The sequence below is a fragment of the Photobacterium sp. AWH4_225 genome (genome assembly GCF_056158405.1).
In genome coordinates, this window is the sequence record NZ_JBSWTF010000001.1 from 2680997 (window position 1) to 2698532 (window position 17536).

General features: G+C 47.3%; 13 protein-coding genes and 1 pseudogene. 4 read left to right on the forward strand and 10 right to left on the reverse strand.

The annotated features are described in order from the left end of the window. Positions 1 to 137 precede the first annotated feature (137 nt). On the forward strand, positions 138 to 1553 hold the full coding sequence (locus ACXAD4_RS12515) for an MATE family efflux transporter (protein ID WP_475241781.1): 1416 nt from the start codon (positions 138 to 140) through the stop codon (positions 1551 to 1553). Between the two features lie 165 nt (positions 1554 to 1718). Further along, positions 1719 to 3059, forward strand: coding sequence for a ferredoxin reductase family protein (locus ACXAD4_RS12520; protein WP_475241783.1), 1341 nt, complete (start codon positions 1719 to 1721; stop codon positions 3057 to 3059). 37 nt (positions 3060 to 3096) lie between these two features. Here ACXAD4_RS12520 and ACXAD4_RS12525 read toward each other — a convergent pair whose 3' ends face one another. The 3 genes from ACXAD4_RS12525 to ACXAD4_RS12535 form a co-directional block, all read right to left on the reverse strand. After that, on the reverse strand, positions 3097 to 4005 hold the full coding sequence (locus ACXAD4_RS12525; RefSeq protein WP_475241784.1) for a LysR family transcriptional regulator: 909 nt from the start codon (positions 4003 to 4005) through the stop codon (positions 3097 to 3099). Positions 4006 to 4034: 29 nt separating this feature from the next. Further along, the gene (locus ACXAD4_RS12530; RefSeq protein WP_475241786.1) at positions 4035 to 5408 is read right to left on the reverse strand and encodes an MATE family efflux transporter; all 1374 of its coding nucleotides are present in this window, start codon (positions 5406 to 5408) and stop codon (positions 4035 to 4037) included. 135 nt (positions 5409 to 5543) lie between these two features. Next, positions 5544 to 6533: a zinc-dependent alcohol dehydrogenase family protein gene (locus ACXAD4_RS12535; RefSeq protein ID WP_475241788.1), complete on the reverse strand. Its 990-nt coding sequence runs from the start codon at positions 6531 to 6533 to the stop codon at positions 5544 to 5546. 225 nt (positions 6534 to 6758) lie between these two features. Here ACXAD4_RS12535 and ACXAD4_RS12540 point away from each other — a divergent pair, with 225 nt between their 5' ends. Further along, complete coding sequence (locus ACXAD4_RS12540; protein ID WP_475241790.1) at positions 6759 to 7634, forward strand: radical SAM protein; 876 nt, start codon at positions 6759 to 6761, stop codon at positions 7632 to 7634. Between the two features lie 7 nt (positions 7635 to 7641). Here ACXAD4_RS12540 and ACXAD4_RS12545 read toward each other — a convergent pair whose 3' ends face one another. The 7 genes and pseudogenes from ACXAD4_RS12545 to helD all read right to left on the reverse strand — a co-directional run bounded on the left by ACXAD4_RS12545 (position 7642) and on the right by helD (position 14809). Next, a complete protein-coding gene (locus tag ACXAD4_RS12545; protein WP_475242770.1) occupies positions 7642 to 7947 on the reverse strand; it encodes a DUF6482 family protein in 306 nt (101 codons plus the stop codon). A 76-nt stretch (positions 7948 to 8023) separates the two neighbouring features. After that, a complete protein-coding gene (locus ACXAD4_RS12550; protein ID WP_475241791.1) occupies positions 8024 to 8704 on the reverse strand; it encodes an ABC transporter ATP-binding protein in 681 nt (226 codons plus the stop codon). A gap of 10 nt (positions 8705 to 8714) precedes the next feature. Continuing rightward, positions 8715 to 9944 carry an ABC transporter permease gene (locus ACXAD4_RS12555; protein WP_475241793.1) on the reverse strand — a complete coding sequence of 410 codons (1230 nt, stop codon included), beginning with the start codon at positions 9942 to 9944 and terminating at the stop codon, positions 8715 to 8717. Positions 9945 to 9956: 12 nt separating this feature from the next. After that, positions 9957 to 10955: an efflux RND transporter periplasmic adaptor subunit gene (locus tag ACXAD4_RS12560; protein WP_475241795.1), complete on the reverse strand. Its 999-nt coding sequence runs from the start codon at positions 10953 to 10955 to the stop codon at positions 9957 to 9959. A 663-nt stretch (positions 10956 to 11618) separates the two neighbouring features. Further along, positions 11619 to 11888 (reverse strand): annotated as a pseudogene (locus tag ACXAD4_RS12565) (GNAT family N-acetyltransferase); the annotation flags it as partial. A gap of 25 nt (positions 11889 to 11913) precedes the next feature. After that, the gene (locus tag ACXAD4_RS12570; protein ID WP_475241797.1) at positions 11914 to 12507 is read right to left on the reverse strand and encodes a glutathione S-transferase family protein; all 594 of its coding nucleotides are present in this window, start codon (positions 12505 to 12507) and stop codon (positions 11914 to 11916) included. Between the two features lie 214 nt (positions 12508 to 12721). Then, the gene (gene helD / locus ACXAD4_RS12575; RefSeq protein WP_475241799.1) at positions 12722 to 14809 is read right to left on the reverse strand and encodes a DNA helicase IV; all 2088 of its coding nucleotides are present in this window, start codon (positions 14807 to 14809) and stop codon (positions 12722 to 12724) included. A 423-nt stretch (positions 14810 to 15232) separates the two neighbouring features. On the opposite strand from helD, the gene yccS reads away from it, so the two are divergent. Next, positions 15233 to 17431 (forward strand): YccS family putative transporter, encoded by a 2199-nt coding sequence (gene yccS, locus ACXAD4_RS12580; protein WP_475241802.1) that lies wholly within the window; start codon positions 15233 to 15235, stop codon positions 17429 to 17431. Positions 17432 to 17536: the final 105 nt, after the last annotated feature.

Sequence of the window (17536 nt, forward strand, 5' to 3'; positions counted from 1 at the left end):
AAACTCACTTACATATCCGGCCTTGCACTTTATGCACAGGCTGGATATATTCCCCCCGCCTCGAAAGGCACACCCTAAAATGCACACCTGCCATCCTGCTTCCACTGGTGCATTTATATAGGTGTTTTCTATACCCCATGCAAAATCAAACCGTAAATCGCGCTCAATCGAGCACGTCACTTTTTTCACGCTTTACCCGTGAGTCCGGCTCGTTATTACACCTGTCGATTCCAATTATTATGACTCAGCTTGCCACTCAAGCGATGGGGTTTGTCGATACCACCATGGCAGGCCAAGTCAGTGCCGCCGATCTCGCTGCAATTGCGCTGGGTACCAGTCTGTGGCTGCCAGTGTCCCTGCTACTTCGCGGTATCATTATGGCACTGACCCCAGTGGTAGCGTTCCACCGGGGGGCCAACAAGCTCGACAAGGTACGCATCGAGTTTATCCAGATGATCTGGGTCGCTGCACTGGTCAGTAGCCTGCTGATTGTTTACCTATCACAAGGTGGCAATATTCTTAACGCAATCGGTGTTGCGCCAGAGATCATTCCGATTGCGGGTGACTATGTGATTGCTCTCGCTTTCGGTGTTCCGGGGATCGCACTGTTCTATACCTTGAACGGTTTCTGTGAAGGGATGAATAATACCCGTGCCCCTATGCTGGTATCGGTTATTGGCCTATTGATGAACATCCCAATCAACTATGTGTTGATTTACGGTAAGTTTGGCTTCCCTACCCTTGGTGCTGTCGGCTGTGGCTGGGCAACCAGTATCGTCTATTGGGTGATGTCCGGTCTGCTTTACTCTTACATCAAGGGGCATCACCACTATAAGAAAATCATCCACTTTGCGGATATCAAACCTCGGGTTAATGACTGCCTGCACCTGCTGAAATTGGGTGTGCCTATCGGTATGAACATCGCAGTATGTGGCAGCATCTTTGCGGTTATCGCCTTGCTGATCGGCCGTATTGGTGCCGAAAATGTTGCTGCAGCGCAGATTGCCCTCAATATTTCCAGCATGACTTACATGATACCAATGAGCCTATCTTTCGGTATCACTATCCGGGTTGGCCATGCACTTGGAGCTAAAAACCAACAAGGAGCCAAAGAGCGCAGCCTATTCGGTATTGCCGTTGCGGGCTTGCTATCTCTGGTATCTATCAGTTTCTTCTTGCTGTTCCCTGATTGGATCATCCGCCTGTACACCACCGATCCTGTGATCAGTGCAACCGCTGCGACGCTGCTGATCTATACCGCGGTATACCAATTTAGCGACGCACTACAAACCTCCGCCAATGGTGCACTGCGTGGCTACAAAGATACCAAGATCCCGATGATCCTAGCGATCACCGCATACTGGGGCTTGGCACTGCCTTTGGGCATGGTGATGGGTCTGACAGATATGGTCGTTCCAGCCATGGGCGAAACCGGCTTCTGGGTGGGGATTGTTACCGGCCTGACCGTAGCAGCGATGTTTATGCTGCTGCGCCTGCGCTATGTGATCCGTAGCCAAACGGCTGATAATTGCCATCAACTACAGACTGCCTAATTGGTCGTAAGCTGATGATTAAATGCCTTCCTCTCATGACATCTCACGGATGATTTAGGGGAAGGCTGCATCCCCTGCCTGAACACGATTTACACACCTTTACTTATATTGGCACCCCGTTACATTCATCGCGGTAATATATAAGCTCAACGGAGCTTATATATTATGAAAAAACTCTATATCACCTCGATAGGACTTGTCTTCCTATGTACCCTTATTTGGCTAGGAGCAGAGCCTAATTTGCTCGATAACGCCACGTTCATGCAATGGCGAAGCTCTCTCATCCAGCTAACTGGGATCATCTCAACAGTATTACTAACGCTGGTCATGGTGCTTGCCCTGCGCCTGCCATTTGTTGAACGACTGACTTCCGGTCTCGATAAATCGTACCGCTTACATAAGTGGCTAGGTATTTACGCCGTCGTATTTGGTGCCATCCACTGGCTACTTGCCATCGTTCCAAAGCAGTTGGTCAGCTATGGCCTAATGGAGCGGGGAGCAAAGCCAAACTTAGCGATTGAACCTGATTCTTTCTACGCCACCATTCACAGCCTCCGAGGAGGCGCTGAATCCATTGGTGAGTGGACGCTTTACCTGTTTGTCGCACTGACCTTGATTGCGCTTTTTGCCCCGATCAAATACAAACGATTCAAGTTTATCCATAAACTGATGGCTGTCGCTTTTCTGTTTATTGCCTATCATTCGCTGGTATTACTGAAGCACGCTTATTGGGATAGCCTAATCACTCCTATAGTTATTGGCACTGTAACAATAGGGGTATTGAGCGCCCTATTCAGCCTCTTCGGTCTGATTGGCAAACGTCAGCAATACCAAGGAACCATCAAAGGATTTCACTTTGATGAGTTGAATAACACCACCTTTATCGATATCGACGTGCCTAAATGGCCCGGCCACACCTCAGGGCAGTTTGCTTTTTTGACCCTAGCCGGAGAAGAGCCGCACCCATTTACAATTACTGCAGCAGGCGGCTGCAAAGACAATAGCTTAGGAGATAGGACAAAGGTCCAATTCTTGGTGAAAGCCTTGGGTGACTTCACCTCGACGATCCACCAACGATTGGAAATAGGCGAGAAGGTAACAGTGGAAGGCCCCTATGGGCACTTTGATTTCAATGACAACAAGCCACAAATCTGGGTTGCCGGAGGTATTGGTTGCGCGGCGTTCAAAGCAAGGTTAGAGGAGTTGAAACAGCTCGATAGCTCTGAGCCGATCCTTTTCTATTACTGTACCGAAAACCCATCACCACAGCTTATCCGAGATTTGGAAGCAGCAACCTACGGCACTAATGTGGAGTTTCATGTCATCGATAATCGATTGAACCGCTTTTTGACTGTAGATGACATTAAACAGCGTGCTAACGATATGCAAAATAGCAGTGTTTGGTTTTGTGGCCCTTCGGCATTTGGTAACGCGATAACACGGCAACTAAAAGAGATGCACTTTAACATGAAGCACTTCCATACAGAGCTGTTTAATTTTCGCTAGTTCACAGGCTCTGCTATGGCAAAGGGTGCGCCTTGCCCTAGCTGCCCAACTCAAGATCCCAATAAGGTGGCGACCCGAAGTGTTGGGCAAAATAGTCGACAAATGCCCGCACTTTCGGCGCAAGTAGCCGCGAACTTGGGTATATAGCCCAAAGTGCCGCTTCATCCACCAGTGGATAGTCTTCGAGTACTTGAACTAGCTCACCGCGTTTTAGGTGCTCGTAGGCAATCCAGGTCGCGCACATAGCAATGCCCATCCCATTCACGCTGGCATCACGTACCGCTTCTCCATGATCAACCCTGATATTGCCTTTGACCTTAATGTTCTGCACACCTTCTGGAGTAGTAAAACGCCAGCCTTCTAGTCCAGCATGGTTGATACATAAATGATTTTTCAGATCCTGCGGCGAAGAAGGTTTACCGTAAGCAGAAATATAATCTGGCGAGGCACACATGATACGCTTATCAACAGCCAACTTGCGGGCAATCAAAGTAGAGTCCTGCAGTTCGGCATTTCTGATAGCGACATCAAAGCCACCTTCAACTAGGTCAATAATCGAGTCAGTCAGACGGATATCGACCGAAAGTTCAGGATATTGGGCTAAAAACCCTTTAAGTGCGGGGATAAGGTGCATTCTGCCAAATGAGGCTGGTGCGGTGATCCTCAGTATCCCCTGCGGCAAGCCTCCTGCCGCACTCCCCACAGAGGCCCGAGCCGCATCGACACTTTGCAGCACTTCTTCGGCGTGGGGAAGAAATGCCATGCCTTCTTCGGTCAGTGACACCTTTCGGGTGGTACGATGAACAAGCCGTGCACCCAAGCTCTCTTCAAGCTTGCTAATGTGCATACTGGCAACAGGGGGAGACAAACCGAGCTCCTGCCCGGCCTGACTGATATTATGGGTAGATGCCACCCTAACAAAAAGCCTCAGGTGTTCAATATTCATTAATCGCAACCAAATCCGCTTAGGTTTTATTAGCTTACAACAACCTCACCAGACTGAGGTAGATTCATTTGCTTGACCCGTTTCTGCTTGTTCAATGTCTGCCAAATACAGGTAGACGCCATTACGCCAGCCAATACATTGGCAATTGCGGCTGCAAAAACGATATAGCTAACACTGCCACTTATGACCCCTAGCCCAATCGCTGGCACGAACAAAACAAACAGTCGGATACATGTCACCAGCAAAGCTCGCTTTGACAACCCTAGCGCATTGAATGCAGAAACCGCCACCATGCAAAGCCCTAGTGGCCCATAGCTAAATGGCAACACCATCAAAGCAGTTTCAAACCACAACTGGATGTTGACCTGCGGGCTAAGCAACGGGATCACCATGGGAGAAACCAACACCAGCAGACAGGCAACCACCAAATGAAACAGCACTAAGAACTTGGCTGTCGTCAGCAATAAATCTGATACTTGATCCCAACGGCCTGCTCCGAGGTAGCGACCAATCAATGGAGGAACAGACATGGTCAATGCCAGGGTAAAGACAATCACAAAACTTTCGAAACGGGTTAGCAAGCTCCAAAAAGCCAATGTGTCGGTGCCGTTTTTGGCAATAAGCAACATGACCAAGAACGCACTGACTGCGGGTAAAATCTGGTTCGCCGTGGTCATTACCGCTGTGCTGGCTAATTCGCGTAATGCGTGCCATGCAGTACCATTGAAATTTAAAGGCAAAAACCAAGCTTTTCCTCTGGCTTGGACGTACATATAGATCGCTGTACTGCCATAACCCAATGTAGTCGCAATGGCTGCACCTGCGATCCCCATATCAAGAGTAAACATCAGTAGCGGGTCAAGCACTAGGTTGATCAAACTGGCGATAACAAACATGCTGCCCGTCATTTTGCTGTCACCGTATGAGCGGTAGACACATGTTGCCAAATACAACGCGGCAACGGCAAATGCACTCAACAGCCATACAGGCCAATAACCATTGAAAAGTCCCTGAAGAATATTCGCTTGCTCGAGTGATGTATCATCCGCAATAAAAACTGAGAAAGCCGCATCCCGGAAAAACCAGAAAGATACACAGACTAGCGCAATCAACGACAGGCCAAAAATTACAGATATGGTTGCTACCAGGGCTGCCTTTTCCCTTCGTTTTGCCCCCAAAGCCCTGGCTATGATCGATGTTGCCGCGACACCAACGCCTACCTGCAGCCCAACAAATACCGTCTGAAATGGCATCGTCATACCATGCACCGCCAGCTCATTGAGCCCGAGTAGCCCGATAAATACCGAGTCCACCAACTGCACCAACATAATGGCAAACAACCCGACAGTTAGGGGAAGCGTCCTGCTTATGATTAATTTCAGAGTCGGTGAGACAGACAACATATCTGCGGCCTCTTTCTGCGGAAAAGAAAAGATACGGAAAAGAAAAGGCTCCCCCTTATGGCGAGCCTTTCACAGCATTTAAATATAAGCAGTTAAATATAAGCGGCTAAAAAATAGCGACTTAACTATGCAGCCTTAGGCGATATCAATCATCACCTTGCCCATCGCCTGGCCGCTCGCTAGACGGTTATGGGCATCGGCAACTTCGCTTAGCGCAAAACGCTGGCTATCCAAAACAGGTTTTAACTCTCCGGCTTCGGCAATTTTCGCCAAGGCTTCCAAGATTTTACCGTGCTCTTCACGGCCCTTGTTATGGATCATCGGGATCAGCATGAAGACAACGTGCAGTGATAACCCTTTCATGTGAATCATCGACAAATCCAGCTCAAGGAAAGACAAGGTTGTTGCAATCTGACCGTTAAGCTTTGCAGCTTCAATTGAGTTGTTGAGGTTGGCACCGCCTACTGCATCGAAAATCACATCGAAGCCTTCGCCATCGGTATGCTTAGCCACATAGTCAGCGACCGACTCTGCTTTGAAATCAATCGCTTTCGCACCTAGGCTTGCAATCAACTCGGCTTGCTCACCGGCACTACCTGTACCGTAAACCTCAGCTCCAAAATGACGTGCTAGCTGAACGGCAACATGGCCTACACCACCGGCAGCACCGTGCACCAATACTTTTTGCCCTTGCGCGATACCTGCACGTTGGAGGCCCTCAAATGCAGTAATGCCCACCAAAGGTAGCGCAGCAGCTTCTGTCATCGACAAGTTCTTTGGTTTGTGGGCAACCAAATTGGCATCTGCCAGAATATATTCAGCTAGCGTGCCCGGCAGATCGCCCAAGCCACCTGCACAACCGAAAACTTCATCGCCAGCTTTATATTCAGTAACACCTTCTCCAACTGCTTCCACGACGCCGGCAAAATCCATACCCAAGACAGCAGGCGCTTGCGGTGAAAACGGCAGGCCCTCACCCATTTCACGGATCATCATGTCGATGGTGTTGACGCTGGTTGAAGCAATACGCACCAAGACGTGCCCCGCCTTTACTTCTGGCTTAGCCAATTCAACCTGCTCGAAACCTTCAACACCACCAAATTCACGAATAACCATTGCTTTCATGGGAACAACCTCTTTTTTGAATGCGTAATTGATGGTGATAAGTATATTCGGCACTGGGGAAATGATAATTCCGCTTCATAGCGAATGAGTTTTAAGATTTTATTAATAATTCCGCCATTATTAATTTTGCATTAAGACTGATTTCACTGCGGGGCGAATTATCAATGGCTCTTCCCCTCGCTAGACTGCACCGCATCAATTCCGATTCGTTTCAAGGAGTGCCATATGCACTACGAAGGTAAAATTTATCGCCCTTGGATGGAAGCCGAGAGCGTGTTAATCCAGACCACGCTGGGCTGCAGCAATAACCAGTGTACCTTCTGTACCATGTTCGACGATAAGCGATTCAAAGTCAGGGATATTGAAGGTATCTTCCGTGATATTGAGGAAGCCCGCTTGATCTACCCACACGTAGAGTCGATCTTCCTCGTAGACGGGAATGTAATGGCAATCCGGACTGAAATGCTGCTCAAGATTTTGGGTAAGATCAAAGCGACATTCCCGGAGATCAAGAACATCTCGCTCTACTCTGGCTTCAATGATTTTCGCCGCAAGAGTATCAGCGAGTTAAAAGAGATGAAATCAGCGGGCCTAAGTATGGCGTATTCCGGCTTGGAGTCTGGCGATCCTGTGGTGCTTGAGAAGATCAAAAAGCGCATGACCCGCGAGCACGCCATTGAAGGGATGGCAATGGCAAGAGAGGCCGAGATTAAAGTGCTGGCGTCATTTATCTTCGGGCTCGGTGGCAAGGAACGCTCCGTTGAACACGCCGTCAATACAACCAGCTTGCTCAATATCATGCAGCCGGATGCGATAGCGCCAATGGCACTGGCCGTACAGCCAGGATCAGAGCTTGAAAGGGAAATCCACCGTGGTGAATTTACCCTGCCTACTCCGCTGCAGATACTGGAAGAAGAGAAGTACTTGCTGGAAAACTTGGAAGATTTCCCTTGCTACTACTGGGGCGACCACGGCAACAACATCTCACCTATGCGTGGGATGCTACCAGCAGCAAGGCAGCCATTCTTGGATAAAATCAACCAGGACATTGCCCATAACCCAATTACCAAACAAAATGTCATTCAAACCTTTGCTTGGTAAAGTTCGGTCAATAAAGCTTGTTGTCTTTTAAAGGGACTTCAAGGAGGTTAGTGCTTTCCCTGCTAGGCTGACCAACCATTTCATCGTAAGCACTCTGTTGGCGAAGCACTTGCTGTTTCGCCTTCAGTTTTCGGCACTGCTTCTGTAGCTCTAAAATAGAAAAAGCCCGCAAAAACTGTCCATTATCATCAGTGACATAGTGCTCTTCATCATCGATAACCACCGACACTTGGTACAAAGATAAATCCAGTGAGTGGATCACCAACTTATCGATATAGAAATACTTTTCCAGTTTGCTCAAAGGCAGAGTCATCATTTCTCTCCTCAAACGAACAAAGAACGATACGAAAAAACAAGACGATCACTTTAATCAATCATCTCAATCTCATTTAAAGTATCTGGCCATCCTTCATCTCAATTCGACGCTGTGCCCGCCCCGCTTTATCCAAGTCATGCGTCACCATAACGACCGTCACGCCTTCACTATTGAGCCTTTCAATAATCGCCATGATTTCATCGCCTGTTCTGTGATCTAAATTACCCGTGGGCTCGTCTGCAAGCAAAAGGGAGGGCGAGCCAACCAAAGCTCTGGCAATAGCTACCCTTTGCCGCTCACCACCGGATAGTTCATGGGGCTTGTGCAAACCTCGCTTCGACAACCCCACCTTGCCCAAGGCTTCATTGACCTTGCTTTCGCGCTGTTGCCTTGAGAGCTTGCGGTAAAGCAGAGGCAGTTCGATATTCTCACAAACGTTGAATTGCGGCAGCAAATGGAAAGCCTGGAAAACGAAACCAATTTGATAATTCCTGACGTGGGAAAGATCAAAATCAGACAGGGCATCGACCCGAGTACCATTGAGTACATACCGCCCAGTCGAAGGTGTATCGAGGCAACCGATGATCTGCAACAAGGTTGATTTTCCAGAACCAGATGTGCCTGTGATTGCGATGTACTCCCCAGAGTGAATATCCAAAGAAATTGACCGCAGGGCAACGACATCACTGCTTCCCATCGCATACACACGGCTAACGGTATCCAGTTGGACCAATGACGATGTGCTCTCTACCATAGAGTCCTCCTTATTCTCGTTTCAATGCCCGTATAGGGTCAAGCCGAGAAGCAACCAGTGCAGGATACAAGCCTGACAACAACCCCACTAAGCACGCTGACCCAAGAGCAAGAAGGATGGCATCTAACGTGATCATCACTGGGAAGTCACGCATTTTTGCGATCACAAACACCAGCACCGCACCCAATGCCAAACCAGACAGGCCACCAATGGTCGTCAGGCAAGTTGCCTCAATCATAAACTGATTACGGATGTCTTTATGGGTGGCTCCAACGGCACGCCGCAGGCCAATTTCTTCCGTTCGTTCACGAACCGCCACCAACATCACATTCATAATGCTGATCCCTCCAACGACAAGCGATACGGCTGCAACTGATGTCAACCAAAAGGTCATTGAACGGGTTGCATCCGCCATGCTCTCCTGCAGCTCGGTTAAATCATTGATAATGAAATCATCAGGTTTATGATCAGGCAGGCGGTGTTGTTGACGTAACAGTTGTTGAATATGGACAATGCTTTCGCCGATTTTATTTTGGTCAGCGACACGGATATGGGCGTAGTGAATAGCGCCCGGTCGAGTTTTGCTCAAGCCAATAATACGAAGTTTGGCAGTCGATAGGGGGATCAGCACTCTGTCATCTTGATCAAACCCACCAGGTGACTGCCCTTTTCGATTTAACACTCCGACAACTTTAAAAGGGGTTTTGCCTATTCGAATGGTTTTACCAACAGCACTTTCATTTTTAAACAGGGCTTTTTCAACACTCTCGCCCAGTACCGCAACCTTTTTGGCCCGGCTCTGCTCATAGTCATTGAACATCCGTCCTTTGGCGATTTCCCACTTTCTCAGTAGCAAATAGTCTTGGGTCGTTCCTTGTATCCGGCTTATCCAATTTTTTGCCCCATAGATCACCCGTCCTTCGGCAAACACAGACGGAGAAGTAGCCACAACATTAGGAACCGTTTTTCGTATCGCATTGACATCTTCTAAAGTGAGCGTCGAAGCGTTGCCTTCCATTTGCACTCCCCCGCTTTCCATCGCATCGGGTTCGAGAAAGAGTAAATCAGCACCCAGGCTCTCTACTTGCTGTAAGACTTGATGCTGACTCCCCGCCCCCACTCCAATAACAGTCACAACTGCAGTCACACCGATCATAATGCCTAAAATGGTCAGGGCACTACGTAGGCGGTGACGATAAATAATCCTCAGAGCATTTGATAAATACAACCAGTAACTCATGGCTATACAAACCTAATTTTCTATTAGAGATTGCGGAGTCGGCGGTATAACTTCCTCCCCCCTTGAAGTGTAACTGGCATTGGTTGTATCAGATTCCACATCGGTGGTGATCTCAACAACTGCCGTCATCCCTGGCAGTAACGAATCCCCATTGTTTTCTACCGATAAAACAACGGTATAAGTCACCACATTATCAACAACTAATGGTGCTACTCGAATTTGCTCTACCTTGGCAGTAAAAAGCTGGTCACCATAGGCCGGCACAGTAAACTCTGCTTCCTGGCCGATACGGATTTGACCTATATCGGCTTCATCAATCCTGGCGTGTATTTCCATTTCATCTAGAGTATGGGCAATCTTAAATAGTTTCGGTGCCTCAAGACTAGCCGCAACGGTTTGTCCACTCATCACTTCACGTGACAAAACAACCCCATTTATGGGAGCCAGAATTTCAGTGCGAGACAAAGTCACTTTAGCTTCTTCCAACTCAGCTTCATGACTGATAACAAGTGCCTGGGCTTGCTCTAGCTCCGCCTCTGCTACCCATACCTGTGTTTCAGCTTCTTCCAAGCTATTCTCAGACACCGCCTTACGTTTATTGAGGGCTTTTATGCGCTTCAAAGAACGTATAGATTGCCGTAAGGATGCTTTTTTCATTGCCACCAGCGCTTGTGCATTCAGTAAAGCGGCTTCGGCTTGTCGGATTTGCGCTTCAAAAAATTTTGGGTCGATACGTGCAATGGTCTGCCCTTTTTGCACAACATCATTAAAATCGACCAATAATTCGATAATTCTCCCCGAAACTTCAGAGCCAACTTCAACTTCTCCAACAGGTTTTAGTGTTCCTGAAGCGATAACCACAAAAACCTCTTCATGCTGAGGCATCGATTCTACCGCTTGTATTTCACCCAAAGATGTAAAGGGTCGAGATTCATGATACGAATCATTACAAGCCACTAGCAGCGGCAGAAAAAACAAATAAGCGAGATATTTTCTGTAGATAAAATGCATCTAAATAATAATCTCCCAATTTTAAACCTGAGTGCTCTTATGTTGTGATAACACTAGGAATAAATAGAGATAGCGGCGGCAATAAACCGCCACTAGTTTATATATTCCTAATAGCCGTAGTAATGATCACATTTGTAGGAGTTATATTTCTTTTTAGATCCGTAATACTTCTTACTAGGCTTACATTTTTGAGGCTTGTACTTGGTCTTTTTGTACTTAATGACTGGTTTTTTGTAATCAGATTTATGATAAGACTTATAGTCATGTTTATAATAGGATTTATAACTATATGCGTGAGCACCTGATGACGCAGCTGCCAGTGCAAAAGCAGTGAAAAGGCCAACTAGTTTAATATTCATTGGAATTTATCCTAATTCGTAGTACCGAAGTTATTCCTATATTTTTGTGTCTAATTTTTTAAACACGGTAGTATTTATAGGTTTCAACCAATAAACATGCAAAAATTGAGGTTAAACAATCATCCCATTTTTGAGACAGACCAATGCTATTTTCAATAGTACCAGTGGCTTGTTACATACTCACCTAAAACCACAAAATAATTATATTTCAATCACATATACTACTTCAGTATTAATCTTTTAGAGTTAACATGTCCAAAATATTGGCTAACAGCCCAGATTTAATTTGAAGAGTAAGCATCAATTAACTTAAATATTTTTGCCAATAAAGCAGTCCTTTCTGCTTAACTTTATAATCCTCATAATCACATGAAAGGTAGAGCTTTTGGGCGATTACATTATCTTCATCCACTTCTAATGTAATCTTAAGGAAGTCATTGTCACGGCAATATCGCTCAACCCCATCTAATAAAAGCTTACCAATACCTTTTCCGCGGTATTTTGCAGATACCATGAAATCATGAATGTTGAGCACTTTCTTTGCTCGATAGGTTGAGTAGGACTCAAAACAGACAGCAAAGCCCGCAGTTCATTATCAACTAAGGTTCTGAAATAAAGATATCACAATGGCTTCGTAGCCAAACTAGGTGCTCGTCATAAAATGCTAACTTATCGCAGCCATGTTGAAGTGCTTTTTTATAAATTGAGGCAACGAATATGTCCGCACTAGAAAAGTGATTACCCACTGCAAACTGCGATTGTTTACATAATTTGGAGATTAAGATATTTAATCGACTAGTAATCCACTGCCCTCTAACCTGTTTTTTAGAAATATCATCTAACTCAGGCCGAAGGGTGTTGAGAACAGTTCGGTTTTGTGGCGAATGAATACTTGAATTAACGAATTCACAAACTTCTCGTATGGACGCTCGTTCCCAAGTAGACTCGCCCAACAAGCTTGGTTCAGGAAATAACTCTTCAAGGCATTCAATTATTGCCATGGATTCAGAAATACAGTGTCCTTCTACTTCTAGGCATGGTACATACCCATAAGGATTGATATCTATATAACTTGAGACCAGTTCTTCGTTGCTCACTTCAATACGAGAGTAAGGCACTGACTTATAGTTCAGCACCCACTCGACTCTCTCTGAACTGTTTGATCCCTTAGCACTATATAATTTTAAAATCACGCATCCTCTCTATGTATAACATCGCTTTCCTTAGCGCATACTACCCAATGAATCTAATCAAGTTATTTAATGCATTTCATCAATAAAATGAAAGGACTTCACTAAAAGATAAGTCTGTTCTTAGGCTCATCCTACAAAACTGATAAAAAAATAGGCCAGCTAAATCGCTGACCTAATCATGTATATCTGCGTTTTATCCTTAGATAAATACAAGTTACTTCTGCTTCGCTTTCACCCGCTTGATCTTGTTCATTACCGGGTAGCCATCATCAATCAGTTCATTAACGAACGTTGAAGGCTTTTGCGGCTCGGCACACACCCAGACATGCTTTTTAGCTCGGGTAAGAGCGACATAGAACAAGCGGCGCTCTTCGGCATCGGTGAAGCTTTCGCCTCGTGCTTGGAGACAAGCTGCCAGCCCTGTGTCCCGGTCTGGCGCTGGGAATACACCACGGTTCACATCAAGTACAAACACAAAGTCAGCTTCTCGGCCCTTACTGGCATGACAAGTCATAAAGTTAATGCCAAGATGCGGCCATTTTTCCTGCCATTGCTTGAGCTTTTCAGGGCGCTGGTTGTTATTGCGACCCAGCAGCAAGGTGGTCACTTCGCCTTTTTGCTGTGAGGCAAGTTGCGCCAGTTCCTGATCAATCAAGTCCTGACATAGCAAGGTCACCGCTTTTCTCTTCTGTTTCTTAAAACTGGTGAGATCTTTTTTCAGCTGATTCGGGTTCTGCTGAATAAAAGCGTTGGCAACTTCACCGATCATGCTGTTAAAACGATACGTAGTATCAAGCTCGGTAATATGGCTGGCACCGAAGCGCTGCTCGAAGCCGGTCGTCAGGTTCACATCTGCGCCTGCGAAGCGGTAAATTGCCTGCCAGTCATCGCCCACGGCAAACAAAGTTGGCCTGCTGTCTTTCTCACCGGCATGACAAAGTGCTTCGATAAGGGCCAAACGGTGTGGAGAGATATCCTGATATTCATCAACCATGACAAATTTCCACGGCGGCGTGAACTTGCCCTCTTTGACGTATTCCGTCGCCCTTTGGATCATGGTATTGAAGTCAATCTGCTTGTTGGCTTTTAGGTGCTGCTCATAGGCACGGTAGCAAGGCCATAGCAGAGCCAACTCGCTCTTCATCCGGGCACGAGCCGATTCATTGTCATGCTTTTCAATACTTTCAACCAGCTGCGACTTGTTCGCGCCCCGCTGACCAATGAGTTCAATATGACGCCATACCCAAGCCGCCAGTTGTTCACTCTTGGCCTGCTTTTCCATTGAGTTTTCAGCTTTGAAGCCCGGAATACGCCATTGGGTCAGATGTTTCTGCCAGCGTTTGGCTGATGCGGCAGTTTCCCATTGCTCGGTCAACACCTGCGCAATCCACTTGGCACGTTCTTTCTCATCCAGTGTGACCGGAGAAACACTTGGCATCTCACTCTCTACCGCTTTGATAATTTGGGTGCCCAAGCTATGGAAGGTCGCGACCTTGATACGGTCGCTGACTTTCGCGCCCAAGCGTTCACTCATTTCTTCAGCGGCTTTGCGGCCAAAGGCCAGCATCAGGATTTCTTCTGGCTGACACTGTTGATTAGCAATCAAGTAGGCGGCACGAGCCACCAGTACACTGGTTTTGCCAGTACCGGCACCTGCCAGTACCAGGTTATGATCTTGGTTGATCAACACAGCTTCGCGTTGGGAAGGGTTTAACGGCGACGATTCAAACTTATCGAACCATGATGACCACTTTTCGGTTTCTTTTTCCAACCATTGGCTATTGGCTTCTTCCACCCACTCTTCATTGCCTTCAAGCCAAGGCTCAACCTTCTCGAATGCCAACGGACGGAAAGATCCCGCCAGTTCACGGGTCAACCCGGTCGAGGCCAAGGAGTTCTCAAGATAACGGTGCAATTGGCGGTGGGAAGATTCACGCAAGTAGCCATCAGCTTCGGCATAGCTATCTATACGAGTGAGCATTTCTGGCAGCAAGTTATCAAGCTTTTCGACCCGGCCTTGCGCCCAGTTTCGATAAGCTTCTAGCAACATATTGGCAAACGCCTTACATTGCTGCCAAGGCAAACCGTGTACCGTCCAGCAATATTCCTGATCAGCAGAGGTTAATTCAAAACTGCCCCATAATACGCCGCGATGTACATCTATAGCACCATCCCATTCATCAAAGGGAATTTCTTCTGTTTCTGTCTGGCTATCAAGCACCAAACAATTATCACCGAGAGCAATACTGCAATAATCACCTTGGGCGAGCCACTGGGCCAACCACCCTGCTGTCAAACGCATTCTGTCACCAACACTCAACTTACTTCTGCTACTACGCTAGCTTTTGCGCGCGTTATTAGACATTGTGTAGCCTATTAACGAAAAAACGACTTGGACTTAAGAGTATCAAGTTCTATAGATATACCCTAGCGTCCAAAAAATAATTTGCGTAAATTTTCTGCCAATTAATTTGGCCATGTTATTATTTTGCGAAGACTTTTACAGCGGGTTGTTGGCAATTTAAACAAGACGAAAACTGTGATTTGCGTTGGTTAATTAAGTCACCATCCTCGTGATAAAAATTCATTTCCAGAACAACCCGAACAAAAAATAACCTAGAAATGCCTGTGCAAACCCTATAACTGCGTTTTTTATGTGGATTAATAACGCTTGCGAACTGAAGTTTGTTATCTTTAGCACTTCACTAGGAAGACCATAAAAACAATGACAAATAGCCGCTTACAATTGACCTTGCGTCGTTACTGGGCAAATGACCGGATTAACTATAGCATACGTGTTCTTATCGCCCTTGTTGGGGTTGCTCTCCCCTGCTGGTATCTAGAGGCTACTTCTGAAGTCACTCCGTTAGTATTGGGGATCATTGCCTCGGCGCTAGCTGAAACCGATGATAATTTAACCGGACGTATCAAAGCCTTAATCACTACCTTGCTTTGTTTCGTGCTTGCCTCTTTCTCGATTGAAATACTCTTCCCCTACCCACCGCTGTTTGCCATCGGGTTATTTAGCTCTACCTTCGGCTTTATCATGCTGGGTTCGATGGGGGCGCGTTACGCCAGTATTGCCTTTGCTTCGCTGTTACTGGCGGTGTATACCATGCTAGGTGCTGCGCAAAGTCCTAACCTGTGGTACCAACCGATGTTGCTACTGGGCGGCGCAACTTGGTATGGCTTGCTATCTTTGAGCTGGCAGATACTGTGGCCCAACCAACCGGTTCAACAAAGTCTGTCAAAAGTCTTTACCGAACTTGCATGCTACCTCGATAGCAAGAGCCAACTGTTCGAGCCCGTAGCCGATCTTGTGCCGCAGCCATTGCGTCTACAAGCTGCGACCAAAAATGCCAAAGTGGTCAGTGCGTTAAATGACGCCAAGGCGACTTTGCTTCACCGTGCCCGCCGCGGCCACCCAAACGAAACCGGCGATAAATTCCTCAAGATCTATTTCTTGGTGCAGGATATCCACGAACGAGCCAGCTCTTCCCACTACCGCTACCAAGATTTGGCTGCTGAGTTCCAGCGCAGTGATGTGCTGTTCCGTTTCCAGCGCCTCTTGACCCAGCAAGCCAAAGCCTGTCGGGAAATTGCACACGCATTAGCGATGGGAAAACCTTACAGCCATGGTATCGAAAGCGTCAAAGCCTTGGATGAACTGCAAGAGTCTCTGTTTTATCTCAAGAGCCAGAACGATCCCAAACGCCGGGTGTTTATCAACCAGCTGGAATATCTATTCAATAACCTTGCCACGGTAGAGCGCCAACTATCTAACGTCAGTAACCCCGACGTCTCGACCACAGATAGTGCCCGTGATAATGAGCTGTCCGATACCGAAGCACGCAGTATGAAAGAGCGCTGGCAGCGTATTCGCGCCCAGCTTGATCCAAGCTCAATGCTGTTCCGCCATGCATTGCGTATGGCGATTGCCCTTACCGTGGGTTACGGCATTATTCTCGGCCTTGATTTAGAGCGCGGATACTGGATATTGCTGACCACCCTGTTTGTCTGCCAGCCGAACTACAGTGCAACCCGCCAGAGACTCAAGCAAAGGGTCATTGGCACCTTGGCCGGTTTGCTGATTGGTATGCCTTTGCTATACCTGTTCCCAGGTCAAGAAGGCCAGCTGGTACTGATGGTATTTACCGGTGTGATGTTCTTTGCCTTCCGTACCGCCAATTATGGTGTGGCGACCATGTTCATCACCCTACTGGTACTGTTCTGTTTCAACCAGCTTGGCGAAGGCTTTGCGGTTATATTGCCTCGCCTTGGCGATACCCTGCTCGGTTGTTTACTTGCAGTATTGGCAGTGAGCTTCATCTTGCCGGATTGGCAAGCCCGCCGCCTGCACAAGGTGATGGCAACAGCCATCGAGACCAACCGAGACTATCTGGCGCAAATTATTGGCCAGTACCGAATTGGCAAAAAAGATAGCCTAAATTACCGTATAGCGCGCCGTGATGCCCACAATACCGATGCCCAGCTCAGTACAGCTATCAGTAACATGCTGTTGGAGCCCGGCCGCTATCGTATGGCAACAGACGAAAGCTTCCGCTTCCTGACACTGAACCATGCCATGTTAAGTTATATTTCTGCCTTGGGTGCTCACCGAACCCAGCTAGAGGACGAAAGTACCCATCACTTGGTCTCGCAGGCCCACAGGCAAATCCACCAGCATTTGGACTGCCTGGCGGCTCAGTTGGCAGGCAACCACTGTGCCCAGGCACCGGAATCGGATAGCGAGCTGGACCAGCGCCTATCGCTATGGCGCGATGAGGATTCGACCTCAGCCCGGATGGTATTGCAGCAATTACACCTTATCCAGCGCATGCTGCCTGAGCTTCACTCACTGGCCAACAAGCTGGCAGCAAGGACGAACGAGTCGTCTCAGGCTGAGAATGAAAAAGCCGCGTAAATAGTAATAAATTAACCCTAAATTACGGGGTATAGATAAGCGCCATCACTAACTACTATCATCTTAGGCTGTGTTTGTGATGGCGTTTTTTTCTCAAAGCTATTC